The 23,807-nt window shown below is 72.6% G+C and carries 18 protein-coding genes and 1 tRNA gene; 3 read left to right on the top strand and 16 right to left on the bottom strand.

From position 1 onward, the window contains the following. The first annotated feature begins 54 nt into the window (after window positions 1-54). Window positions 55-142 (top strand) — tRNA-Ser (locus ACFQ53_RS11340). Between the two features lie 164 nt (window positions 143-306). Here the strand turns inward: ACFQ53_RS11340 and ACFQ53_RS11335 are convergent. From ACFQ53_RS11335 to ACFQ53_RS11310, 6 genes are all read right to left on the bottom strand, one after another. After that, entirely contained in the window at window positions 307-1,188 is an 882-nt protein-coding gene (locus ACFQ53_RS11335; RefSeq protein WP_377859668.1) for a hypothetical protein, read from the bottom strand. 320 nt (window positions 1,189-1,508) lie between these two features. After that, on the bottom strand, window positions 1,509-2,351 hold the full coding sequence (locus tag ACFQ53_RS11330) for a hypothetical protein (protein WP_377859665.1): 843 nt from the start codon (window positions 2,349-2,351) through the stop codon (window positions 1,509-1,511). 339 nt (window positions 2,352-2,690) lie between these two features. Continuing rightward, entirely contained in the window at window positions 2,691-3,599 is a 909-nt protein-coding gene (locus ACFQ53_RS11325; protein WP_377859662.1) for a hypothetical protein, read from the bottom strand. Window positions 3,600-3,900: 301 nt separating this feature from the next. Beyond that, the gene (locus ACFQ53_RS11320; RefSeq protein ID WP_377859660.1) at window positions 3,901-4,764 is read right to left on the bottom strand and encodes a hypothetical protein; all 864 of its coding nucleotides are present in this window, start codon (window positions 4,762-4,764) and stop codon (window positions 3,901-3,903) included. 97 nt (window positions 4,765-4,861) lie between these two features. Then, window positions 4,862-5,662: a hypothetical protein gene (locus ACFQ53_RS11315; protein WP_377859657.1), complete on the bottom strand. Its 801-nt coding sequence runs from the start codon at window positions 5,660-5,662 to the stop codon at window positions 4,862-4,864. Between the two features lie 215 nt (window positions 5,663-5,877). Next, window positions 5,878-9,267, bottom strand: a complete 3,390-nt coding sequence (locus ACFQ53_RS11310) for a GH92 family glycosyl hydrolase (protein ID WP_377859654.1) — start codon at window positions 9,265-9,267, stop codon at window positions 5,878-5,880. A gap of 143 nt (window positions 9,268-9,410) precedes the next feature. Between ACFQ53_RS11310 and ACFQ53_RS11305 the strand changes: the two genes are divergently transcribed. Continuing rightward, window positions 9,411-10,619: an MFS transporter gene (locus tag ACFQ53_RS11305; protein WP_377859651.1), complete on the top strand. Its 1,209-nt coding sequence runs from the start codon at window positions 9,411-9,413 to the stop codon at window positions 10,617-10,619. On the opposite strand, the gene ACFQ53_RS11300 is transcribed toward ACFQ53_RS11305, so the two are convergent. The 10 genes from ACFQ53_RS11300 to ACFQ53_RS11255 all read right to left on the bottom strand — a co-directional run bounded on the left by ACFQ53_RS11300 (window position 10,529) and on the right by ACFQ53_RS11255 (window position 21,115). After that, window positions 10,529-11,380, bottom strand: coding sequence for a helix-turn-helix transcriptional regulator (locus ACFQ53_RS11300; protein WP_377859648.1), 852 nt, complete (start codon window positions 11,378-11,380; stop codon window positions 10,529-10,531). The two genes, ACFQ53_RS11305 and ACFQ53_RS11300, sit on opposite strands and share 91 nt — an antisense overlap. A gap of 83 nt (window positions 11,381-11,463) precedes the next feature. After that, window positions 11,464-12,516, bottom strand: coding sequence for a CobW family GTP-binding protein (locus ACFQ53_RS11295; RefSeq protein WP_377859645.1), 1,053 nt, complete (start codon window positions 12,514-12,516; stop codon window positions 11,464-11,466). A gap of 233 nt (window positions 12,517-12,749) precedes the next feature. Then, the gene (locus ACFQ53_RS11290) at window positions 12,750-13,373 is read right to left on the bottom strand and encodes a biotin transporter BioY (protein ID WP_377859642.1); all 624 of its coding nucleotides are present in this window, start codon (window positions 13,371-13,373) and stop codon (window positions 12,750-12,752) included. Window positions 13,374-13,486: 113 nt separating this feature from the next. After that, window positions 13,487-14,743, bottom strand: a complete 1,257-nt coding sequence (locus ACFQ53_RS11285; protein ID WP_377859639.1) for an alpha/beta hydrolase — start codon at window positions 14,741-14,743, stop codon at window positions 13,487-13,489. Then, a complete protein-coding gene (locus tag ACFQ53_RS11280; protein WP_377859636.1) occupies window positions 14,740-15,552 on the bottom strand; it encodes a heme ABC transporter ATP-binding protein in 813 nt (270 codons plus the stop codon). Before ACFQ53_RS11280 ends, ACFQ53_RS11285 begins: the two co-directional genes overlap by 4 nt. Next, a complete protein-coding gene (locus ACFQ53_RS11275) occupies window positions 15,549-16,637 on the bottom strand; it encodes a FecCD family ABC transporter permease (protein ID WP_377859633.1) in 1,089 nt (362 codons plus the stop codon). Before ACFQ53_RS11275 ends, ACFQ53_RS11280 begins: the two co-directional genes overlap by 4 nt. Next, the gene (locus ACFQ53_RS11270; RefSeq protein WP_377859630.1) at window positions 16,634-17,764 is read right to left on the bottom strand and encodes an ABC transporter substrate-binding protein; all 1,131 of its coding nucleotides are present in this window, start codon (window positions 17,762-17,764) and stop codon (window positions 16,634-16,636) included. The genes ACFQ53_RS11275 and ACFQ53_RS11270 overlap by 4 nt, the downstream gene beginning before the upstream one ends. Window positions 17,765-17,907: 143 nt before the next feature. Then, complete coding sequence (locus ACFQ53_RS11265; RefSeq protein ID WP_377859627.1) at window positions 17,908-18,819, bottom strand: DUF1684 domain-containing protein; 912 nt, start codon at window positions 18,817-18,819, stop codon at window positions 17,908-17,910. Further along, a complete protein-coding gene (locus tag ACFQ53_RS11260; RefSeq protein ID WP_377859624.1) occupies window positions 18,816-19,829 on the bottom strand; it encodes a RimK family alpha-L-glutamate ligase in 1,014 nt (337 codons plus the stop codon). The genes ACFQ53_RS11265 and ACFQ53_RS11260 overlap by 4 nt, the downstream gene beginning before the upstream one ends. Window positions 19,830-20,104: 275 nt before the next feature. Continuing rightward, a complete protein-coding gene (locus tag ACFQ53_RS11255; RefSeq protein WP_377859621.1) occupies window positions 20,105-21,115 on the bottom strand; it encodes a Ku protein in 1,011 nt (336 codons plus the stop codon). Between the two features lie 104 nt (window positions 21,116-21,219). Here ACFQ53_RS11255 and ACFQ53_RS11250 point away from each other — a divergent pair, with 104 nt between their 5' ends. Further along, window positions 21,220-23,760 (top strand): ATP-dependent DNA ligase, encoded by a 2,541-nt coding sequence (locus ACFQ53_RS11250; protein ID WP_377859618.1) that lies wholly within the window; start codon window positions 21,220-21,222, stop codon window positions 23,758-23,760. Window positions 23,761-23,807: the final 47 nt, after the last annotated feature.

The following is a 23,807-nucleotide window of genomic DNA, read 5'->3' as shown; positions in this document are numbered from 1 at the left end:
GGCCGGGACCCGGCGACGGTACGGAAATGCCCGTGACCAGCACCGGAACCCACTGGAGGGATGACAGAGCGGCCGAATGTGGTGGTCTTGAAAACCACTGTGCAGTGACCCTGTACCGCGGGTTCGAATCCCGCTCCCTCCGCCGTGGTGATGTCTCGGGGCATCGTGCGCGGATCCCGTGCGAGATCGTTCGCGGGACATGAAGCGGCCCCGCCGCCCGTGATGGGCGGCGGGGCCGCTCCGCTTCCGAGATCGGCAGTCCCCCTCGATGCCGGTCGGAAGATCAGTGCCCGCCGGTCGATGTGCTCAGTGCAGCGCACCGTCCGTGCGCACCTTGCCGAACAGGTACGACCAGCCGCCGTCGCCGCCGATCGCGGTGCCGTACCACAGGGTCCATTCCGGATCCGTGGCGCCGTTGGTGAGGGTCCAGCCGGAGATGCCGTCCCCGCCGTCGACGCTCTTCACGTGCTTGATCGTCGTCTCGAAGTCGCCGTCGTCCTCCTCGGCGTAGCCCATGGAGACCGCGTTCCAGAGCGTCTGCTCCGCATCGTCCTGGGTGACCAGCGCCGGCGAGTCGACCTGGACCAGGTCCCAGGCGAAGTCGGTGTGCTCCGGGAGGCGGATCGACCAGTGCTTCGTGCCGAGCACGTGCAGCAGGATCCCGGGATTCTCCGGGTCTGTGCCGAGCACGTAGTGGGCCTCGGCCATGAGCTCCGAGTTGTCGGAGCCGGTGAACAGGATCTCGACGGGATCGCCGCCGACGGAGACGCCCGAGCTCGCCGACGGCGTGTATGTGGGGCCGCTCCCGTCGTCGTCGCCGTAGGCGCGGAAGTTGACGATGCCGTCGACCTCCTCGAGCTCCTTCTTCGTGAGGTCCACGGGCGTGTGGCCGTAGAGCGTCGTGAAGCTCGCGATGTAGCCCTTGTCCTCGGAGGGGAGGGGCTCGAAGTACACCGTGTCCTCCCACGACTCCGGGAGCTCGAGGTCCCCGGTCTCGCCGGCGGGGGTCGCGCCGGCGGTCCCCGCGGCCTGTGCGGAGGTCGCGAGGCCTCCCAGGCCCACGAGGCCGCCGGTCGCCACGATCGCGGAGCGCAGGAACGTGCCTCGCGTGACGACGGATCGCGTGCCGGCGCGGCCTGTGGTGCTGGATCGGGTGCTGCTGTGTCGCGTGCTGCGGATGGTGGTCATCGAGAACCACTCCTCGGTCTCCGACTCCGGTGCGGCGGATCCTCGGTTCCGGAGACCCGCCCTGTGCATGACTCAGGCTTTACCAATGCTTGACCGGGCGTCAAGGGGTGGATCAGGGCCACAGAGTAAACCTGCAGGCCATAGGTAAGAAATTTGTTTTGCAATCACCGTGGCGAAACGAGCTTACTTCTGCGTAAGGAGGCGCCACGGGGAAGAGTCGTGCCCGGCTCCTCCCTCTCGCCCCCCGACGGTGGGCAGGAACCGGGCACGACGATCACGGGCCGGGCGCGTGGGCGCCTCGGCGGTCTGCGGCGGGGCCGTCAGCTCTTCGGCAGCTCGGCGACCAGGTAGGTCCAGCCGCCGTCCGCGCGCACCGCGGTGCCGAACCACCGGCGCGTCACGCGGGTGGCGTGCGTCGGGAAGCGGACGCTCCCCACGATGTGCCGACCGCCGTCGAGCACGGTCGCGCCGCTCGCGTGCGCGGGGTTCGGGCCGTCCTCGCCGAAGCTGAAGCCGACGCCTTGCTCCAGCACCTCGCGGGCGTCGGCCGTCTTCACCTTCGACAGCGACGCGGCCGGGGGAGTGCCCCAGACGATCGGCGTCCCCTTCGGCAGCACGAGCGAGGTCGCGCTCTTGCCGAGCACGTGCAGCAGCAGTGCCGGCGACTTCGGGTCCGCGGAGCGCACCAGGCGCACCTCGGCCGTGAACTTCCTGCCCTTGTTCCCGACGAAGCGGATCCGCACGGGGCCGCCGTCGAGGCGGACGGTGCCTGCGACGTGCGGGGTGAAGCGCTCCTTCTGCTCGTACTCGCCGTAGGGCAGGAAGTTCGAGATGCCGTCCGCCTGTGCGACCTTCTTCGCGCTCAGCGATGTGAGCGGGCCAGCCCCGTACAGCGCCGTCCAGCTCGAGATGTATCCGTCGTGCGTGGAGGGCAGGGGTGCGGTGAAGGCGGTGCTCTTCCAGCTCGTGGGCAGCTGGACGGGCGATGCGGCCTTCGCCTGTGCGGCGGATGCGCCCGCGCCCGACGTGGCGGCCTCGGCGTCCGTCGCGCCGAGCGGTCCGCTGCCGAGTGCGGTGGCGCCCAGGACGCCGCCTGCGAGAGCGAGGCCCGAGCGGAGGAAGGTGCCGCGGGAGATGGCGCGGGTGCGGAGTTCGGTGGGCATGACCATGCCTCTCATGTTGTGGGGGATGGAATCATCGGCCGGGCCGGGTGCGACCCGCGTCGTGAACATGACCAACCCTTTACTAGGGCTTGACTCTCGTCAACCCGCCTCGCGGTGGAATCCGCGTCGTTGCAGGTCAGAGATACAAAATTAGTTCCATGCTCGGCGTGTCGCATCGAACAGACTTGCGTCGGAACGTGTCTGCTGCGTGGCTCGCCGGAGGGCTCAGGGTGTCCCACGACGGGTGCCGCAGCGGAGCGCGCGGGCGCCCGAGTGGTCGGGTGCCCGCGCGCTCGAGGGAGGGGCGGCGCGTGCGGGATGACGCGCTGGGGCGACGCCTCAGCTCTCGTCCGGCAGCTGCGCGCAGAGGTAGAACCAGCCGCCGTCGCCGCCGACCGCCGCGCCGTACCAGTCGTGGTGCACGCGGTCCCCGCTCACCGGATGGCTCACGCCGCCGGTGATGTGCTGGCCGCCGTCCAGGACCTGCACGTGATCCATGCGGGCCGGGTTGTCGCCGTCGGGGTGGAAGCTCATCGAGACGCCGTCGGCGAGTGCGCCGCGCGCATCCTTCTTCGACACCAGTCCGGGGGAGTCCTTCTGGATGAGGTCGCCGACGATCGGGGTCCCCTTCGGCAGAGCGATCGACCAGCCCGAGGGGCCGAGCACGTGCAGCAGCAGGGCGCGGGCTCCGGGATTCGCGGTGCGCACCAGCTGGGCCTCGGCCCAGACCTCGCTGCCGGCATCGCCGAGGAGGAGAAGGGCCACCGGGCCTCCGTCCAGACGCGCCGGCCCGGAGACGTGCGGCGTGAAGCCCTCGGACTGGCTGCCGGTGCCCTGCGGCATGAAGTTCACGATGCCGTCGGTCCCGGCGATGCGCTTCGCGCTGACCGACTTCACGGGGCCGTCGATGTAGAGCGTCGTGAAGCACGCGATGTAGCCGTCCTGCTCGGAGGGGAGGTCCTGGGTGAGCACCGTGTCCGTCCAATCCTCCGGGAGGGAGGGTCGGGCGGCCGGCGCCAGGGGCGCGGGTCCGATGGGGGCTGCTCCCGCGTCGGACCCGATCGCATGGGTGCCGACGGCGCCGCTGCCGACGATCGCGGCGCCCACGGCTCCGGCGCCGAGGGCGAGGCCCGAGCGCAGGAGCGAGCTGCGGGGAATGCTGGGGGCGCCATGGACGCCGGTCGCGGCGTGGCTTGTACGCGGGGTGATGGGCGGGGACGGGGTGTTCCGAGTGGGCTGGGTGGACATGGTGGGACCTCTCCGGGAATGGGGAAGAGCGTCGGCCGCGCCCGCCGGGTGGTCCGGCGCTGCGCTGTGCCATGAACGTGACCAACCCTTTACCTGTGCTTTACTGCCGTCAACCCCTCAATGTGGGCCTGAGTCGGTTCTCGCAGGCCAGAGGTGCAAAATGAGTTCCACGCTCGGCGTGTCGCATCGAAGTGACTTACATATGCGACGCGACACGGGCGCCCCTCCCGCAGGGAAGGGGCGCCCGGTCGGTCGTGCGTGGCGCCGGAGAGTCGCGCGATGCGGGGTGCCGGCGGGGTCGTCAGTCCTTCGGGACCATGCCGAACAGGTAGCTCCAGCCGTCCTCGCCCAGGTGTGCGGCGCCGGGGTCGGCCGGGAGTGCGACGCCGAGCCACGTGGTCCACGGACCGCTCGTGCCGTAGCGGGCCTCGCCCCGGATGTGCAGGCCGTCGTCGAAGACCTTCACGGAGCGTGTGCTGACGGGGCGGATGCCCTCCTCGGCGAAGCTGAAGCCGTACGCGTTCTCGAGCATCTCCGTCGCCGCCGCGGTGGAGACGCCCTTCGGCGACTTCGCGTCCAGGAATCTGGTCCAGCACAGGCGGGCGCCGGCCGGGTACTCGAACGGCTCATGGCCGCGCGGCGTCATGGTGAGCAGGACGCCGCTGGAGCGGTCGTTCGCGGTGCGCGTCAGGCGTGCGCTGCCGACGCGCTCCGACCCCTGGTCGCCGACGAAGCGCACGGCCGTGGCCTCGTCGAGACCGATGCCCTCGGCGACCTTCGGGGTGAATGTCTCGCCGCTTTCGTTGTCCGCGGGCTCGAACATCCGGATGCTCATGATGCCGGCGAGCTCCTTCGCGTTGAGCGAGGTCACGCGGCCCGTCCTCCCCTCGACGTTCTCGTTCTCCGGGTAGAGGTCCTCGAAGCTCGCGATGTAGCCGTCCGCGCGATCGTGCAGGGCGTCGCCGAACACGCTGCCCTCGAAGAACGGGGGCACGGGGGAGGAGCCCCCGGCCGCTGATGCGCTCGCGAGTCCTCCGGATCGGCTGCCGGTGGCGGTCGCCAGGCCGGCCGTGCCGACCGCGCCGCCGGCCGCGAGGACCGCGCCGCGCGGGAAGGCGCCGCGGCTGATGGTGTGGTGGGTGGTGGTGCTCCGGGTGATGGACATGGTCCTCAGCTCCTTGAGCTGGTCCGAATGCGTGTCGCCGGATTGTGTGGGAGGTGGGGAAGGTTGACGGGCTGCCGTCGTGGCGCCCGCCCGTGGATCACTTGCCGGGCAGCCTGCTGAACAGGTAGCTCCAGCCGGATGCCGTCGGCAGCGCGATGCCGTAGTAGGGCTGGAAGCCCAGGCCGATGTCCGGGATCCAGCGCGCGTAGCCGGTGATGTGCACGCCGTCGTCGAAGACCTTGACGTCCTTCGTGTCGACCTGCGGCTCCCCGTTCGTCTGGTAGCACCAGGCGAGGGCGTTCCCGAGCTGCTCGCGGGCCTCCTTGGTCGAGACCGAGGCGGGATCGTCGATCCGCGTCGTGCTCCATGCCAGGTGCGCCTTCTGCGGGAGGTAGAGGGGCGTGACGTGGGGGACGTCGATCTTCGTGATCACGCCGTGGGCCTTCGGGTTCGCCGTGCGCACGAGGTACGCCTCGGCGTCGACCCGCGTGCCCTTGTCCCCGGTGAGGCGCACGAGGATCGACCCCCCGTCGAGGTCGAGCGGTCCCGTGGACTTCGCCGTGAACATCTCGCCCTCCTTCGCGCCGCGGGGGAGGGTGTCGGCGAACTGGGCCTCGACCTCCTTCGCGCTCAGGGTGGTGGGCGTGCCCTCCTGGTAGAGGACGCTGAGGCCGTCGATGTAGACCTTCTTGCCGTTCCCGAGGCCGGTGCCGAACACGGTCTGGTCCCAGCTCGCGGGAACCGTGAAGTCGCCGTCGGCCTTCGCGGGCGACGCCCCGGCGGGGGCGGCGCCCGCTGCCGTGGCCGCGCCGATCCCGGCGATGCCGCCGGCTGCCGCGAGTGCCCCGCGGAGGAAGGATCCGCGACTGATGTCGTGCTGCGTGGTGTCGATGGACAAGGAACTCAACTCCTCGTGCTGGTCCGGTGTCGACGGGGGCGATCCGCCCGTGCCGCCGCTTCCATGACCAACCCTTTGCCAAAGCGTGACCGAGGGTCAAGACCGAGCGAGTGAACATTCCGGAAACCGGCCGGTCAACGTAAGAAACTTTCTTTTGTGCTCGGCGTGTCGCGCGGAAGGAGTCGACGGCGGGGCCGACGCCGCGGCGCTGGACCTCAGCGCAGCGGCGCAGGGGCCAGCAGCTCGATCTGCGCGAGAGCGATGGGGGAGCGCACGCCCGTGAGTACCAGCCGGAAGCGCACGGGACCCGAGAGGGGCGAACCGTCGGCGCCTCGCACGTCGGGCAGGGCGAAGGGGCGGGTCTGTCGGCGCCACCGGAACGTCTCGCCCGAGCGCTCGTCGACGACCCGCCAGGCCGCGGACGCTCGAGCGTCCCCGTCTCCCGGAGCATCCGCCGACGCCTCCTCGGTTCCGGGTTCCTCGTCGTCCTCGCGCACCTCGAGGCGCCACGAGGACGGATCCTGACCCTCGTGGGCACCGGAGGTGAGTGTGAGGAAGCGCGGGACGGGGCGACCCGGCGACGGAGCCGTCGGCGGAAGGTCGATGATGATCTCGCCGTCGACGGGCTCGAGCAGGGTCTCCGTGCGGGAGTCGTCGTCCAGGAGCGGATTCTCCGGGTCCCGAGCGAGCAGGTCGACGAGAGGGCGTGGGGCCTCGCCGGGCAGCGTCGGGGAGTCGGGCGGGGCATCGGACGGTCCCGGCTCGGCGCCCAGCTTCACGCGGATCTCGCCGCGCAGGTCGCCGTGGCGGAGGAAGGAGGTCGAGCGCAGCGTGCCCTCGCGCCGCACCGCCTGGATGTACGGGTGGTCCATCGCCTGGTCCTCGGCGCGGATCGTGAACTCCTCGCCGCCCAGCGGCCGCACGTGCGCGACGTCGAACAGCGGTGCGACCAGGTGGTACACGTCGGTGCCGAGCTGCAGCGGGTAGAGCCCGAGCGCCGTCAGCAGCCACCAGGCGCTCATCTCGCCGTTGTCCTCGTCGCCCGGGTACCCCTGCCCGATCTGCTCACCGGTGAACAGGCGCCGGTGCACCTCCCGCACCACCTCCTGCGCGCGATGGGGCGCGCCGGCGTGGTGGAACAGGAACGGGATGTGATGGCTGGGCTGGTTGGACATGCCGAACTGGCCCATGCGCACCGCACGCGCCTCGTGCATCTCGTGGATGACGCTGCCGTAGGTGCCGGGGCGTCGGCCCGTCTCGGGCGTCGCGAAGAACTCCTCGAGCTTCGCGCGGAGCTGGTCACGGCCCCCGTAGAGCGCAGCCAGACCCTCGCCGTCGTGCGGCACGTGGAAGGCGAAGTTCCAGCCGTCGGTCTCCGTGAAGTCGCCGCCCCAGTCGCGAGGGTCGAACTGCTCGGGGCTCTGCGCGAAGGCGCCGTCGGACCGTCGGCCCTGGAAGAAGCCGATTGCCGGATCGAACAGCAGCGCGTAGCCGGCGCTGCGCGCCTCGAGGTAGTCGGCCTCCTCGCGCAGGGCGCGGCGCCGCTGCTCGGACAGCTCGTGCGACCCGGAGTCCGCCGAGGCCTCGGAGGTCTCGGGGGCCTCGGCGAGGAGTCTCGCCTGGTGGGCGAGGCCCTGGTCGTTGATGTGGGCTTCGAGCGTCCAGGAGACGGACTCGGGGGTGCCTGAGTCGACGTACCCGGTGAACATCGCCCGCTCCGCGCCCTTGCGGCCCACCAGCGGATCCGGGGAGGCGACGGTCGCATTGCGCAGGCCCGCCTCGTAGGTCGCGAGCGGATCGCGCAGGCCGACGCCCTTGACCTGCGCGTCGGCGAAGGCGACGTCGGAGCTCGTGCCGGTCATGCAGTCCGCATAGCCGGGGGAGGACCAGCGCGGGATCCAGCCGCCCTCGCGGTAGTGCTGGACGAAGCCGTCGACGAGCCGTGCTGCGAGCTGCGGGTACAGCAGCGCGAAGGCCGGCCAGCAGGTGCGGTAGGTGTCCCAGAAGCCATGGTTGACGAACAGCTCACCGGCGATGACCTGGGCGTTCGTGCGCGTGTCGGTGACCTCGCCGCGCGTGGGCGCCACCGGCGAGGCGTGCATCGGCCGGGGATCGCGGGCCGAGCCCGTGTTCTCGTGCTGGGAGTTCGGGTAGAGGTTCAGGCGGTAGAGGCTCCCGTACAGGGTGCGGCGCTGCGGGGCCGCCGCGCCCTCGACGCTGATCACCCCGAGGCGCTCGGTCCATGCGGCACGGGCCGCGCGCTGGATCGTGCGCAGGTCGCGGCCCGCGAGCTCGAGGTCGAGGGTGTGCCGGGCCTGCTCGACGCCGATGAAGCTGGTCGCCAGGCGCACGGTCACCGTGCGGACGTCGTCGGCGAAGGTCGCGACGCGCGCGCTCGCGAGGTCCCCGTCGGCGGGCCCGACGTGCTCGGGCAGCGGGTCGAGGGTTCCGGCGACGAACATCCGCGAGCGACCCGCGGAGCGCTCCTCGCCGTCGGTGCCGTTGTCGACCCAGCCCGCGAAGGTCCCGTCGAACACCGCGCCCGCGAGATCGAGGCGCGTGCTCTCGTCGGCCCCCTCGAGGAGCAGGCCGCGGCGGCGGCCCGCCTCGGGGAAGGTCACCTCGAGCACGGCGCCGTGGTCGCTCGGGGCGAGGCGCAGTCGCGTGCCGTCCTCGAGGGCGACCGCGTAGAGGTCGGGCCGGGCGGTCTCGTCCTCGTGGGTGAAGGCGCGGGAGCGCCCGGCGGGAGTCGCGTCGGACCCCGTGAGCGGCATCATGATCAGCTGATTGCGGTCGCCCATCCACGGACTCGGCTGGTGCGAGACGGCGAGCCCCTGCAGCCGCGGACGGTTCTGCTCGTCGTTCGCGCGCTGGTACTGGTACGGCCATCGCAGGGAGCGTGCATCGGTCATCGGCGCGAAGAACGCGAAGCCGTTCGGCCAGGCCGTGATCGGCAGGTTGTTCCCGCGAGAGAAGTCGCCCGAGGCGTTCGTGCCGCGGCGGGTGTCCACCCAGGCCACGGGATCGTCGACGGGCGGGTCGGAGGGGATCGGCTCGATGCGCGGCGGGTCGAACCAGGCGGTGAGGGCGGGTGCGGTCGGATCGTCGGCCCTGCCCTCGGCATCGGCCTCGCTCTCGGTGCCGGCAGCGGCATCGGCGGATGCGGCGGGCGGGTCGGCCACGACCACGACGCCGACGACCGTGCGGCCGACGGCGCGGGAGAGATCGACCTGCACGTCGTTCCACTGGTCGGCGTACAGGATCTTCGCCGCGCCCTGCGCGGCGGCGTCGATCGCGGTCCCGTACTGATCGGGCGCGGCGAGCTCGGAGAGGCGGGTGCCGTCGGAGAGCTCCAGGTCCACCGCCACATGCGTCGCGCCCCAGGTGAGCGCGTCGTCGAGCTCCGGATACACGAAGACGTGCAGGCGCTCGCCGGGCGCGACCACGTGGAGCACGGGGTCGAGGTCGCGGTCGGTGAACGGGAAGGGGGCCTCGCTGCGCTCGCCGGCGGGGAACTGCGCACGCACCGCCTCGGGGGCGAGGAGACCTGCGGCGTCGCGACTGGTGGGGCCGCCGACGGGCCCGCCTCCGGGGGTGAGGATCATCCCGCCATGCTACGCAGGTCACACCCTCCTGCCTGCGTCCTCCCACGCGCTGGTCGGCGCGCCGAGGAGGACTCCGGTCCCGCGGTCAGCCCTTGCGGCCGTGCGGTCAGCCCGGGCGACGCGCGCTCGGGGATTCTCGGGACATGACCTGTTCGACCCATGACCGCCGTGATGTCACCGAGCCCCTCGAACCCCGAGCCGAGGCCGAGCCCCGGGTCTCGGGGCGGCGCGCCCTGATCACGGCGCTCGCGCTCTCGACGGGCACCGCCGCGCTCGTCGGCTCGGAGTTCGTGCCCGCCGGGGTGCTCCCGCAGATGGCGTCGGACCTCCGCGTCACCGAGGGGCGCGCGGGACTGGCCGTGGCCGCGACGGCCCTCGCGGGCGCGTTCACCGCCCCGACGATCGCCGCGATCCTTCCCCGCGCCGAGCGCCGCGCCGTGCTGCTCGCCCTGCTCGCCCTCGCGACGGTCTCGAACCTCGTGGTGGTCGTCGCACCGGGGCTCCCTCTCGTGCTGCTGGCCCGGGTGCTGCTCGGGATCGCGATCGCGGGGTACTGGTCCTTCACCTTCTCCATCGGCGTGCGCGTGACGGGGCGGCCCGCTCTGATCTCGACCGCCCTCGCTCTCGGCACGAGCGCGGCGACCATCGTGGGCGTGCCGCTGGCCTCGGTGCTCGGCGACCTGGTGGGGTGGCGCGCCGTGTTCGCGATCATCGCCGCCGTCAGCGTGCTCTCCGCCCTCGTGCTGCGCGCCGTGCTGCCACCGGTCCCGGCGCTGCCCGGAGCGGGGATCGCGATGATGAAGCAGGTGCTGCGCAGCAGGCTCCTGATGGCCGGGATCGTGGGCGTGGGCCTCGCGGCGCTCGCGAACTTCACGGCTTACCCCTACATCCGCCTCGCGATCGCCGAGGTCGCGCCCGCGTCCGTCGCGATGATCCTGCTCGCCTGGGGCATCGGCGGACTGGTCGGGAACATCGCCGGCGGATACCTCTCGCGCTGGCTGCGCTGGGCCACGGCGGCGGCCCCGGCGATCCTTGCGGTGTCCCTGTGCACGGTGGCCTCCGCCGACCATGCGCCGCTGCTCGTCCTCGGAACGGTCGCCTGGGGCGTCGGTTTCAACATGATCCCCGTGACCACCCAGCTGTGGGTGACGGCGGTCGAGCCGCACCGTGCGGAGGCTGCGGTCTCGCTGCAGGTCACGGCATTCCAGACGGCCATCACGGTGGGTGCGGTGCTCGGTGGCGCCCTCGTCGACGGCGCGGGCTATCCGGCGGCGCTGCGGCTCGGCGCGGTCGCGGCCGTGCTCGCCGCGCTCGTGTTCACCGTGCTCCCGGTGCGGCCCCGGATCGACTGACGCCAGCGGCCCGGCGTGCAGCCCGTGTGCGCGCGGAAGGCCCGCACGAAGGCCTCGACGGACCCGTATCCCGCCGTGCTCGCGACGCGTGCGAGCGGGGCGTCGGTCCGGCCCAGCTCGCCCATGGCCTGCTCGAGGCGCAGCCGACGCAGGTACTGCATCGGGCTGAGTCCCGTGGCGCGCCGGAAGCGCTCCACGAGGACGGTCGTGCCCACGTGCGCGAGGGCGGCGATCTCGGCGAGCGTCCAGCCGTGGAGCGGGTCGCTGTCCATCGCTCCCGCCGCGCGGTGGACGATCGGGTCCGCCGCGGTCGACGGCACGGCGCCGCCGGCCTCGGTGAGCATCGCCGAACCGAGGATCTCGCCGTATGCGGTAGTCATCCGCGGTCGGACGGCGGCCGTCTCCGGTCGCATCGGGCACAGGTCCAGGAGGGCGACGGCGCCGTTCTGACGGGCGGCGAAGTCGCGTGCGATCAGCGGGGCGGCCGGTGGGTTCCTCCCGAGGCGGCGGAGGTCGGCGACGGCGAGGGAGGTGGCGGACAGGGCGCGGACGGGGTGGAGGCGGGCATGGTGGAGGTAGGCGGCGTCCCCGCGCTCCAGGCGCTGGGGCCCCGTGCGTCCGGCGACCTCGACTGCGCCCTCGCGCACGAGCATCCACAGGGAGGTGCGGTGAGGAGGCAGGACCTCGCTCGGGGCGAGCCGCACCGTGCGCGAGGCGGCGAGGACCCAGGCTTCCGCCGTCGAACCATCGGACACGTCCATGGCATGACGAACGAGGGGGAGGCGGCGAGAATTCCCCGGGGCCCCGGCCCTCGTCCCTCCCCGGCTCCCATCGTCGGCGCCGCTCAGGCGCTGAGCCGCTTGAGCCGCAGGAGGCGGCGCATGCCCGCGGCGCCGGGATGCGCGCACGGGGCGAGCGCGGCGGCGAGCCGGGCGCGGACCACTGCCTCGTCGAGGTGCATGCCGATCGCGACCAGTCCCTCGGGATGCTCGCTCTCCGGCGGCGCCGTCGCCACATGCATCCGTCGGCCCACGAGGTTCAGTGCGAAGCGCCGCGGACCGCGGGGCCCGGCGACGGCGATGATGCCCTTGAGGCGGAAGACCCCCTCGGGCGGGTCCTCGAGCAGATCGGCCAGGGCCGACGGCTCCACCGGGCCCTGGGCATGCACCGTGACGGCATCCGCGTGCTCGTGGACGTGCCGGGCGTGCTCCTCCCGCGCGAGCGCGGCGAGCGGAAGCTGGTCTGGCGGGTCCTCCGACCGGGCGACGTCCAGGAGCAGCGCCGGGTCGAGCCCGCCGTGGGGGACGGCCAGGACGTGCGCGTCCTCGCTGCGCTCGCGGACGCGGGCCGTGATCGCCTCGATCCGCCGTGCGGCGAGCTGCTCGGGCAGCAGGTCGGTCTTGGTGAGGAGCACGAGCGAGGGGGCGGCGTACCGGGCGGGCGCGGGGAGCGGGTGCGGTCCGTCCCCACCGGGGTCGACGGTCTCGAAGCACGTCTCGGCGTCGACCACCTCAACCACGCCCGCCAGTCGCGTGCGCTCGGCGGAGGAGAAGCGGATCATGCGCCCCAGCGCGAGCGGCTCGGCGGCTCCGCTCGCCTCGATGACGATGGCGTCGAGGGCCAGGCGGGGTCGGGACAGGCTCTCCAGGGCATCGTCCAGCGGTGTCGAGTCCGGCAGGCAGCACAGGCAGCCGCCTGCGATCGAGGCGACGTCGTCGACCTGGCCGGTGACCATCGCCGCGTCCACGTTGATCTCGCCGAGGTCGTTGACGATCACGCCGAGGCGCGCACCCGGCGCCGCCAGCAGCGCGTTGAGCACCGTCGTCTTCCCCGCTCCGAGGTGCCCGGTCAGGGCGATCACGGGAACGGGCTGCAGGGCCGACGGGCCGACGGGCACGGGCGTCCTCCTGGTGCGGGGTGGGCGGAGTGGAGCGGGTGGTGTGGTGCGGGTGCGATGCGGGTCGGGACGGGGCCGCGTCCGCAGGTGCGGGTGCGTGCGGACCGGCGCGACCGCTCTTCGCTGAGAAACATTATCAACAAGACGGAGGGCCCTGAGACGCACGAGGCCCCGCGGGCGAACCCGCGGGGCCTCGGAATCCAGCGCGGCGCAGGGCCGCGACGCGGAGATGATCAGTCGCGCTGCGAACGGTCGATCGCGCGCACGCCGCGCCAGGCGAGCGGGATCGCGACCGCGGCGATCGCGGCCTTCACGACGCCGCCCGCGATGAAGGGCGTGACGCCCAGGGCCAGGATCTGGCCGAGGTCGGCGCCCGCGCCCATCACGGCGTTCAGGATCCAGGCCATGTAGGGCACACCCACGAGGAAGGGCACGACGCTCGCGGCGGCGAAGCCGGCGAAGGCCTTCCAGGAGCGGCGGTCCCACGAGCGCTCGGCGAACCAGCCCGCGAGGTACGCGGCGGGGATGAAGCCCAGGATGAACCCGAAGCTCGGGGTCATCACGGCGGCGAGGGAGCCGCTGAAGCCCGCGAACACCGGGGCTCCGGCAAGGCCGGCGACCATGTACGCGGTCAGCGCGGCGGCTCCGCGGCGCGCGCCGAGTGCCGCGCCCACGAGGAGCACGCCCAGGGTCTGGCCCGTGATCGGGACGACGGGCAGCGGGATCTCGACCTGGGCCAGCAGGGCGACGATCGCGGCTCCGGCGACGACCAGTGCGGCATCGACCCCCAGCGAGCGATGCCGGTTCAGAGCATCGGCGAGGACGGGGTGCCGGGGGGAGAGGGCTGCGGCGGTCACGGGACTCCTTCTTCCGGGAAACGGACGAGCGGCCATGGTAGTGCGACCGGCCCCTCACGCGGGCCTTGCGTTCACGCGGGGCCGCGGGCGCGGTCAGGTGCGATCAGGCGCGGTCAGGGGCGGGCGGGCGCGAGCAGGGCAGCGAGCTCCTCGACCATCGCGGGCTGCCACCAGGCCCAGTCGTGGCCTCCGCGATGCAGGCGCACAGGGATCGTGGCACCGGTCCCGTCGGACGCGGCGTCCGCGAGCTCGCGCGCCGCCTCGCCCATCGTCCCCTCGAAATGTCCGGCGTGGAGACGGATGCGCACGCTCCCGGGGTCCGTGCTGCGGAGCGCTGCGCGCAGGGGAGCCGCGAGTGCCAGGTGCGGATAGCGCCAGAGGGAGACCGACTGCGCGATCGTGGCACCGATCCTGTGCGGCGCCCGAGCGAGGGCGAAGAGCGAGGTCAGACCCCCGAAGCTCGATCCTGCGACCACGGTGCGCCACGGATCGGGGGCGGGACGCAGACGCGGCACCAGCGTGTCCGCGATCCATGCGGCCTGTCCGCCGGGCACGCCCAGGTCCCGGGCGCGCTCGGGCCACGCGTCGATGAACACGGCGCGCAGCGGCGGCAGCTCGCCGGCCCGGACGGCCTCGGCGAGCACGCCCGGGGTGTCCAGGCGATCGAGATGCGCCTCCCCGTCGGTGACGACGAGCAGGGGCAGGCCCGACGGCGGGAGCGCGTCGTCCCCGCCCTCCTCGCCGTTCCCGCTGTCTACGCCGATCGTGCACCAGCGCGTGCGCGGCTCGCCCTCGGCCGTCGCCAGCTCGTGCACGGGGACGCTGGAGGGAGCGTGCGAGTCGACGACCCGGTCACGGACCAGGTCCAGGACCAGGGAGCCGGCAGGCCGCGCCTGCGGTCGCGACGGCGCCCCGGGACGCTTCCCCTTGAGGCCGTCGCTCCACCACGGCGGCTCGGCCGACGCTTCGCTGTCCCCGTGGTGCTCGAGGAAGGAGATCGTGGCGCAGAGGTCGTCGCGAACGGAGAGCACGCCCGTGAACCATCCGTCCCCCTGGGCGATGAGGTCGAGGCCGTCGGGGGGATCGGGGTGCCACCAGCCGTTGATCTGCACGGCCACCGCCCGTGCGCCGGGCGCTCGGTGCTGCAGGCGGACGATCGCGCGATCGTCCTCGCGTGCGAGGACCTCGACGGCCGCGCCGCCGGGCGCGGACGCCGCGGGATGGTGCTCGGCGCGCACGACGCGCACGCGCTGGACGGGGGCGTTCGTCGGCCGCGGGAGCGGCTCCCACCCGGGCCCGGACAGCAGGGCCGCGAGATCGGAGCGCTGGGCGTCGCCGGCGGGACGGGGCGCCGGCTCCTGCGCGTTCACAGCGGCACCACCAGGGGCCGGCCGGAGGTCGGATGCTCGAGCACGGCGACCTCGTGGCGGTAGACCTCGCGGATCCGGTCGGGGGTGAGCACGTCCTCGGGGATGCCGAGCGCGACCAGGCGCCCGCCGTCGAACATGGCGATGCGGTCGCTGCAGCGCGCGGCGAGGGTGAGGTCGTGGAGGACCACGAGCACGCAGCGGCCCTCCTGCGCGAGCTCGCGCGCCCGGGCCATGAGCACCTCCTGGTGATGGAGGTCCAGAGCGGCCGTCGGCTCGTCGAGCAGCACCACCTGGGCGTCCTGGGCGAGGACGCGGGCGAACACGGTCCGCGCGAGCTCGCCGCCCGAGAGCGTCGTGACGTCCCGCCCGGCGAGGGTGTCGACGTCCGCCTCGCGCAGGCAGCGCTCGATGAGGGCGTCGTCGTCCGGGCCGATGGGATGCGGGGCGCGGCCCATCGCCGCTGCCTCGCGCACGGTGAAGGAGAAGGCCTGGCTGTGGTGCTGGGTCATCACCGAACGGTGCCGGGCCAGGGCCTTGGCCGGCCAGTCCGCCGTCGGCGTGCCGTCCAGGAGTACCTGGCCGCTCGTGGGCCGCTGATCGCCCGAGAGCAGGGAGAGGAGCGTCGACTTCCCGGCACCGTTGGGGCCGACGAGCGCCACGAGCTCGCCTCCGCTCGCCGAGAACTCGACGTCCCGCAGCAGCACCGCGCCCCCGATGGCGAAGCCGGCCTGCTCGACGCGGATCCACGGCTCGGTCGCGGGCGCCCCGGCCGCGGACGTGCCGGCGCGCGTCCCCGTCTGTGCGCTCACAGCCGCACCGTCCGCGAGCGCAGCACGAGCATGAGGAAGAACGGGGCGCCCATGATCGCCGTGAACAGGCCGATCGGCACCTCGGCGGGAGGGGCGACGGTGCGCGAGAGCGTGTCCGCGACGACGATCAGCAGCGCACCGATCACGGCCGACATCGGCAGCACCCCGCGGTGCGCGGGGCCGCAGATGAGGCGCACGATGTGCGGGACGACGAGGCCGATGAAGCCGATCGTGCCCGCGAAGGCGACGCTCGTGCCCGTGAGCAGCGCGGTGGTCCCGATGACGATCTTCCTGGTCGTGGACACGTCCAGGCCCAGGTGGTGGGCCTGGCGGTCGCCGAGCGTGAGCAGGTCCAGGCGGCGCGAGAGCAGGATCATCACCACCACGCCGATGAGGATCATGGGCGTGCCGATCGCGAGCTTCATCCAGTCCAGATCGCCCAGCGAGCCCATCTGCCAGAACACCACGGTCTGCAGATCGTCGTCGTCGGCCGCGAAGGTGAGGAACCCGGTGACGGCCGCGAAGGCGGAGCCGATCGCGATGCCCACGAGGAGCAGCCGCGCGGTGCCGGAGTCCATCCCCGGGCGGGCGAGCGCGTAGATGAGGGTCGTGGCGAGGATGCCGCCCGCGAAGGCCGCGGCGGGCACCACCCAGGCGACCGCCGCACCGGTCAGCGGAGGCAGCAGGACGATCGCGGCGACCGCGCCCGTGGAGGCGCCGCCGCTGACGCCGATGATGCCGGGATCGGCCAGCGGGTTGCGGAACAGGCTCTGCAGCGCCGCGCCGGAGACCGCGAGCGCCGCTCCGGAGAGCGCCCCGAACAGCATGCGCGGCATCCGCAGGTCCATCACGACGGTGGTCTCGAGCGGCGGGCGCGCGGCGCCCTGCCCGAGGATCTCGTGCCAGACGACGCCGAGGACCGTGCTCGGACTGAGCTGGATGGGGCCCGTCCCGATCGAGACGACGATCGCGACCAGCAGCACCGCGCCGCCGATCGGGAGGCCGATCGCGAGCGGCAGGCGCCGGGTCCGCTCGCGCGCCGCGCGGCGGGGAGCGGACCCGGCGGTGTCCTCGGCGGCGGTCACTTCGCGACGGCGGCGAGGGCCTTCACCAGCGCGATCGCACCGGCGCCGACGCCCACGCCGCTGACCTTGATCTGCTCGCTGGGCATGAGGAAGAACGTGTTCGAGGTGCCCGCGGGAGTCTGCGCAAGGGTCGGGAAGGCGGAGAGGAAGCCCTCGAGCCCGCCCCACTCCTCGAGATCGCCGTCGCCCGTGAGGATGACGTCGGGCTTCGTGTCCAGCAGACCCTCGTCGCTGTACTTCACGGAGTAGCCGCGCAGGCCCTCCTCGACGCCGACGCTCGTCGCGCCCGCGGCCTCGATGATGTCTGCGGCGGCCGTGCCGGTGCCGACCACGGCGTTCGCGCCGCCCGCGCCGCTCGAGGTCACCGCGAGGATGCGCAGGCCGTCGATGCCGGTGCCCTTCGCGTCGGACGCGGCCTGGTCGAGCTGGTCCTCGACGGTGCTCGCGAGCTCCTCGCCCGCGTCCTTCGCCCCCACGTACTCGGCGACGGCGCGGATCTTGTCGGCGATGGGCTGCTGGTCGTCGACCACGACGGCGTCCACGCCGGCTTCCCGGAACTGGGCCGCGGGCTTGCCGTGGCGCTTGACGTTGTTGCCGATGAAGAGGGTCCCCTTGACGCTGAGCAGGCCCTCGACGCCGGTCTTCTGGCTGAACTCGTAGTGCTCGGGCGCATCGAGGGCGGCCTGGGCGACGGAGTTCGTGGGGGCCGCATAGATGTTCTTCTGCAGGCCCAGCGCCGCGAGGATGTCGGCGACGTCCTCGCCGCCGACGATGATCTTCGAGATGTCCTTGACCTCGACCTTCTCGCCCGTGCCGTCGGTGACCGTCACCGGCAGCTCCGGGGTCGCCGACGCCGAGGGCAGATCCGTGCCCTCCACCCAGGTCCAGCCCTCGGGCAGGTCCGACGGAGCGCCCTGCGCGCCGCCGGCCGCGGAGCCGGAGCCGCCGTCGGAGGAGCCGCCGTCCGAGGCTGCGTCCTCGGCGGACTGGCTGCCCGCACCGCATGCGGTGAGCGCGGCGAGGACCGCGGCCGACGGGGCGATCCCGAGCAGGGAGCGCCGTGCGAGCGGACGACGGACGGAGGTCTCGTGGGAGGAGGTGCGGGGGAGCGGGCGCGACGAGGTCACAGAACGGTCCTTCGGGTGAACTAGGCGGATACTCAGGCATGCCTAAGTAGGCGTGCAGGGTCTACTAGATCACGAGAGGAGGAGAGCGTCACCCGGCGGCGGCAGGGGTCACATCCCCGGCCGCCGCCGGGCCGACGGCTCGCTCACGCTGCGCTCGCGCGGGCGGCGGGCACCTTCTCCCCGGCGTCCACGCAGAAGGGGAGCGTGTTCTCCCGCGGAGGCACCGGGCAGGTCGAGAAATCGGTGTAGGCGCACGGGAGGTTCACCGCGCGATTGAAGTCGATCACCGCGGAGCCGTCGGCCGATGGGGCGGGGACCGTGAGGGATCTGCTCGCCGCATAGGTCGTGATCCCGCTGGTCGCGTCGCGGAACAGGACAGTCAGCGAGCCGTCCGCGCCCGCGAAGGCCGTGAGGCGGTGGGTGCGCCCGTCGCGCTCGAACTCGAGACGGCCCGGGCTCGAGAAGGTGTGCTGGATGCCCGGCAGCACGGCCTCGACCCGGCGTGCGGTGGGCGCAGGATCGGCGACGAAGCGAGCGTCGATCGCCCACTGCGGGTCGGCCGGATAGGCCTTCGTCCCGGTGAAGGAGGCGAGGTAGGGGCTGTCCGCGCGGCGGGGTCGCAGCATGACGCCACTGCCGCGCCGCGAGACCTCCGCGAGCCCGTCGACGCCCTCGGCGCCCGCGTCCCCGCCGCCCGCGCCGCCGTCGCCCTGGCCCGCCGACCGATCGACGAAGCGCAGCAGGACGGTGCCGTCGTGCATGAGCGGTGCGAGCTGCCGGGTGCCGCGCAGCTCCTCGTCCCCTGCCGTGAGGACCTCGCCCTCGGCGAGCTCGACCAGCGGGCCCTGGGGGCCGACGGACCAGGCGCCCGGGACGCCGGGCGCGCGCAGTCGCGTGCGGCCCAGCCAGTGCAGCCCGGTGGCGGCGAGGATCCCGAGCGGCTCCGTGCGCGAGCTCTCGTGCGCCTCGTGCCAGGCGGTCCACTCCTCGGTGAAGGCCGCGGTGGCGGCGGGCCCGGATGCGGTCCGCGCGGCGGTCCTGGGTGCGGCGCTCATGCGGCGCCCCGCACGACGTCCAGCGGCACCGTGCCGCGCTCGGCGTCCAGGAGCTCCCCGAACCAGCGCGCGACCTGCCGCACCGCGGGCGTCGGCGCTTCGCGCTCGACCTCCGCGTTGTAGTTGGAGTTCGTGTTGAGGTCGTAGGTGACGGTGCGGCCATCGGTCGTGGTGAGGAACTCGATGCCCGCGATCTCGATCCCGAGGTCCGCCAGCAGCTCCTCGTAGCGCCGGATCAGGGGCGTGCTCGCGGTGATCGACCGATCGAGCCGGAAGCTCGGGGGCGTCGGGGTCCCGGGCAGGGCGCAGGCGTCGGCCGGGCAGAGCTCGAATCCGCCGGAGGTGTCCACGCGCACCGCGTACACGAAGCGGCCGCCAACGAACTCCGCGCGCGTGATCACGGGCTCGGGGGCCACCAGCAGCTCCTGCAGCAGGGTGATGCCGTCGGCGCTCTCCTCGAAGTCCGCGCTCCGCACGTACTCCTCGAAGGACTCGTGGTCCTCGAAGCGGCGCACCCCCAGGCCCTTGCCGCCCTGGTCGTGCTTGGTGATGAAGGGTGTGGGAAGGGTGCGTGCGGCATCGGCGAGCGAGCCGCGGTCGTGCACGGCGATCGTGCGCGGCACGTCGAAGCCCGCGTGGCGCAGCGCCGCGTGCTGCTGGATCTTCGAGACCTCGAGGTCGGCGACGCGGGAGCCTCCCACCACCCGCCGCCCCCAGGACTCGAGCCAGGTGAGGGCGCCGCGCGCGACGTCCTTCGCGTGCGGGGCGCCGCGGGTATGGGACGAGGCGCTCAGACGGGACCAGAACACGCCCTGAGGAGGTTCGGCGTCGAGATCGAGCACCCCGCCGTCGAGCGGCCACTCGATCAGCGGCACGCCGACGGCCTCGAAGGCCGCGGTGAACGGGGCGATCCACTCCGGGTTGTCGTGCAGCACGTGGACCGCCGGAGCGGCCGGCACCACGGGCAGGGACGGGGCCGCGGATGCGGTCGGGAATGCGGGGTCGGACATCGGGCCTCCTGGACGTCGAGCTCTGGACCTGCCGGAGCAACGGGTGGGCCGACGCTAGCCCTCCCTCGGGTCGCGCGGTGGATCACGGACATCCCGCGTCATCTGCGGACGCCCCGGTCCACGCGCACACGATCGGTGCGTGGATGCGCCTGCCCGCGCCCGGACGTGCCGGGGCGGCAGTGATCGTGTTCTCCGAACTTAGCTTATGGGTGCCATAAGCAGAGCGCAGGGGTTGAAGAATGTGGGGTTCCTCGCGTGGCGCACCGCGCCACCGATCACGAGGACTTCCGTTTCTTCCCGGAGGCCGATGCGCTCTTCGAGGAGGACGTCTTCGACGTCCCTGCCGACTTTTTCGATCCACCTGCGGGCTTCTTCGACCCTGCGGCGGACTTCTTCGAGGCCCCGGCGGGCTTCTTCGAACCGCCAGTGGACTTCTTCGTTCCGCCGGTGGACTTCTTCGCTCCCGACGACGAGCCCTCCGATCCCGTGGACCCGCGCTTCTGGAGGCTGCGCTCGAGCGCGTCCATCAGGCTGATGACCTTGCCGCCCTGCTCCTTCTCGGCGTGCTCCTCCCGCTCGCGGCCGAAGGTCTCGTCGGTGTCCACGGACTCCCCCTGCTCGAGCTTGTCCTCGATGAGCTCGTGCAGCTGCTCCTGGTACTCGTCGGAGTACTTCTCGGGGTCGAAGTCGCCGCTGAACTGGTCGACGAGAGCACCGGCCATGTCCAGCTCCTTCTCGGAGATCTTCGGCCGTTTGCGGGCGGCGGGGAAGTCCATGTCCTGCACGTCCTCGGGCCAGCGCATGGTCTGGAGCGTCAGCAGGCGCCCGCGGGAGCGCAGCACCCCCAGGCGCGTCTTCGTGCGCAGCGTGAAGGTGACGATCGCGGTGCGCTCGCTGTGCTCGAGCGTCCGGCGCAGCAGCAGGTACGACTTCGGCGATCTGCCGACCGGCTCGAGCACGTAGGCCGTGCCCAGCAGGAGCGGATCGACCTGCTCCCGCGGGATGAACTGCACGACGTCGATCTCGTCGTCCTCCTCCGCCGGGAGGGCATCGAGCTCCTCGTCGGTGAGGACGACGGTCTTGTCGCCCTCCGCATAGGCCTTCTCGATGTGGTCGTAGTCGATCACACGGCCGCAGACCTCGCAGCGCCGCTCGTACCTGATGCGCCCGTCGTCCTCGTCGTGCACCTGATGGAAGGAGACGTCGTGCGACCGGGTGGCGCTGTACAGCTTCACCGGCACGTTCACGAGCCCGAACGTGATCTCACCGCTCCATATCGCGCGCATCGCACCATCACAGCACTCCCGGGCGCCCACGGCCAGAGGCCCCTCGCGCAGCGGCGGCCGGGCTCGCCCGTGACAGGGCGGGTGATCCGCGCAACAGTGGAGCCATGTCGGCACGGGAGCAGAAGTCCGCACGAGAGCAGAAGGTGGAGGTCGACGGCCGCACGCTGCGGCTCACGCACCTCGACAAGGTCATGTATCCCTCGACCGGGACCACCAAGGGCGAGGTCATCGACTACTACCGGCGTGCCGCCGGGGTGATGGTGCCGCAGGCCGCCCGTCGACCGGCGACGCGGAAGCGATGGGTCGACGGGGTCGGCACCGCTGAGAATCCGGGCAAGGTCTTCTTCCGCAAGGACCTCGAGGACTCCGCGCCCGACTGGGTGCCGCGAGCGGACCTCGAGCACCACGACGGCATCTCCACCTACCCCCTGGTGGACGAGCCGGCCGTGCTGGTGTGGCTCGCCCAGCTCGCGGCCCTCGAGATCCACACCCCCCAGTGGCGGTTCGACGCCGAGGGCGAGCCGGCCCGCCCCGACCGGCTCGTGCTCGATCTCGATCCGGGAGAGGGCGCCGATGTCGGCGACTGCGCCCAGGTGGCGCTGTGGTGCCGCGAGCTCCTGGACGAGATGGGACTCGACTCCTATCCCGTGACCTCCGGCTCGAAGGGGATCCACCTCTACGCCCCGCTGGACGGGACCTCCGCCGCCGACGAGGTCGCCGAGGTCGCGCACCGTCTCGCGCGAGTCCTCGAGGACGAGCACCCCGACCATGTGGTCAGCGACATGAAGAGATCCCTGCGCCGAGGGAAGGTCCTGGTCGACTGGTCGCAGAACAACGGGCACAAGACCACGGTGTGCCCGTACTCCCTGCGCGGCAGGGAGCGTCCCACGGTCGCCGCGCCCCGCACCTGGGACGAGATCGAGGACTCCTCGCTCGCCCAGCTCGGCTTCGAGGAGGTCCTCGCGCGCATCGAGGACGGCACCGATCCCCTCGCGGCGCTCGGCCTCGAGCAGCACGACTCGTCGGCCGGTGGAGAGGCGTCGGCCGACGACGAGGCGTCGGCCGGGGCCGCGGACGATCGGCTGCGCACCTACCGCTCCAAGCGCGACGTGCGCCGCACCCCGGAGCCCGTCCCCGACGCGGCAGGGGAAGGGCCGCAGGGGCGGGCCGATGCCGCGCGGCGCGCGCTCGAGGCGGAGGACCCGATGTTCGTGATCCAGGAGCACCACGCCTCGAGCCTGCACTGGGACTTCCGGCTCCAGCACGACGGGGTGCTCGTCTCCTGGGCCGTCCCCAAGGGACCGCCGCTCGAGGCGGACGTGAATCGGCTGGCGGTGCAGACGGAGGACCATCCGCTCGAGTACGGCACGTTCGAGGGGAGCATCCCGGAGGACGAGTACGGCGGGGGAGAGGTGACCATCTGGGACAGCGGCCTCGTCGAGATCGAGAAGTGGCGCGAGGGGCGCGAGGTCATCGCCGTCTGCCGCGGACGCGAGGACGGAGGGCTCGGAGGCGTGCCGCGCCGCTTCGCGTTCATCCACACGGGAGGCATGGGCCGCGGTGCCAGGACCGCGGCCGCGAAGGAGAAGGCGAAGGCCGACTGGCTCCTGCACCTCATGAAGGACCAGCCCGAGGAGGGATCGGCCGGTGCCCACGAGGAGACCGACGCCGACGAGCGGATCAGCCCGATGCTCGCGACGCTCGGCGCGCGCGAGGACATCGACGAGGACGACTGGGCCTTCGAGATGAAATGGGACGGTGTGCGCGCGACCGCCACGATCACCCCGACCGGTGTGCGCCTGACCAGCCGCGGCGGCAAGGACGTCACCGCCGCCTTCCCCGAGCTCGGGGAGCTGGCCGACGCGGTGGGCGGCGCCGGCTCCGGGACGGGACGCATCGTCCTGGACGGTGAGATCGTCGCCCTGGACTCCCATGACCGGCCCTCGTTCTCGCGCCTCCAGCGACGTCTGGGACTGACGTCCCGGCGCGACGTGGAGCGGGCGCAGAAGGAGACGGAGGTCCACCTGATGGTCTTCGACCTGCTCGAGGCCGACGGCAGGTCGCTGCTGCGCACGCCGTACAGGGAACGGCGCGAGGCCCTCTTCGCGGCCGTCGACCCCACCGAGCACGTGAAGCTCCCGCACGCGGACCATGGGGACGTCGACCACGCGATCGCCGTCTCCCAGGAGCTCCAGCTCGAGGGCGTGATGGCGAAGAAGGAATCGAGCGTCTACCAGCCCGGGCGCCGTGCCCGCACCTGGATCAAGATCAAGAACGCCCATCACCAGGAGGTCGTCGTCGTGGGGTGGCGCGAAGGCCGGGGCGCACGCGCAGGCGGGATCGGCTCCCTGCTGCTGGCCGTCCCGGACGAGGACGGGAATCTGCACTACGTCGGTCGCGTGGGCACCGGGTTCAGCGAGGACGACCTCGAGCACGCGCGAGAGCGCCTCCGCTCGCGCGCGCGGAAGACGCCGCCGGTGGGCGGCGTCCCGAGTGCCGACGCCCGCGACGCCCACTGGGTGCGCGCCGACCTCGTGGGCGAGGTGCGCCATGCCGAGCGCACCCCCGACGACAGGCTGCGCCAGCCCGTGTGGAGGGGGTGGCGTCCCGACAAGGACGCCGCCGAGGTGCGCTGGGAGTCCTGATCCCTCCGAGGGATCCTGCGAAAGGGTTCCTGCGCACGCCTTGCTAT

Origin of the sequence: Brachybacterium sp. NPDC056505 (assembly GCF_042794925.1) — a bacterium.
Classification (GTDB): Bacteria; Actinomycetota; Actinomycetes; order Actinomycetales; family Dermabacteraceae; genus Brachybacterium; species Brachybacterium kimchii.
Note: the sequence above shows the minus strand (reverse complement) of the source record. Positions and strands in the feature narration are given on the sequence as shown.

Bases quoted from the DNA above. Each gene is read 5' to 3' on its own strand.
- ACFQ53_RS11335 (WP_377859668.1), bottom strand. From the start codon at position 1,188: ATGACCACCATCCGCAGCACGCGACACAGCAGCACCCGATCCAGCACC.
- ACFQ53_RS11330 (WP_377859665.1), bottom strand. From the start codon at position 2,351: ATGCCCACCGAACTCCGCACCCGCGCCATCTCCCGCGGCACCTTCCTC.
- ACFQ53_RS11325 (WP_377859662.1), bottom strand. From the start codon at position 3,599: ATGTCCACCCAGCCCACTCGGAACACCCCGTCCCCGCCCATCACCCCG.
- ACFQ53_RS11320 (WP_377859660.1), bottom strand. From the start codon at position 4,764: ATGTCCATCACCCGGAGCACCACCACCCACCACACCATCAGCCGCGGC.
- ACFQ53_RS11310 (WP_377859654.1), bottom strand. From the start codon at position 9,267: ATGATCCTCACCCCCGGAGGCGGGCCCGTCGGCGGCCCCACCAGTCGC.
- ACFQ53_RS11305 (WP_377859651.1), top strand. From the start codon at position 9,411: ATGACCTGTTCGACCCATGACCGCCGTGATGTCACCGAGCCCCTCGAA.
- ACFQ53_RS11300 (WP_377859648.1), bottom strand. From the start codon at position 11,380: ATGGACGTGTCCGATGGTTCGACGGCGGAAGCCTGGGTCCTCGCCGCC.
- ACFQ53_RS11265 (WP_377859627.1), bottom strand. From the start codon at position 18,819: ATGAGCGCCGCACCCAGGACCGCCGCGCGGACCGCATCCGGGCCCGCC.
- ACFQ53_RS11260 (WP_377859624.1), bottom strand. From the start codon at position 19,829: ATGTCCGACCCCGCATTCCCGACCGCATCCGCGGCCCCGTCCCTGCCC.
- ACFQ53_RS11255 (WP_377859621.1), bottom strand. From the start codon at position 21,115: ATGCGCGCGATATGGAGCGGTGAGATCACGTTCGGGCTCGTGAACGTG.
- ACFQ53_RS11250 (WP_377859618.1), top strand. From the start codon at position 21,220: ATGTCGGCACGGGAGCAGAAGTCCGCACGAGAGCAGAAGGTGGAGGTC.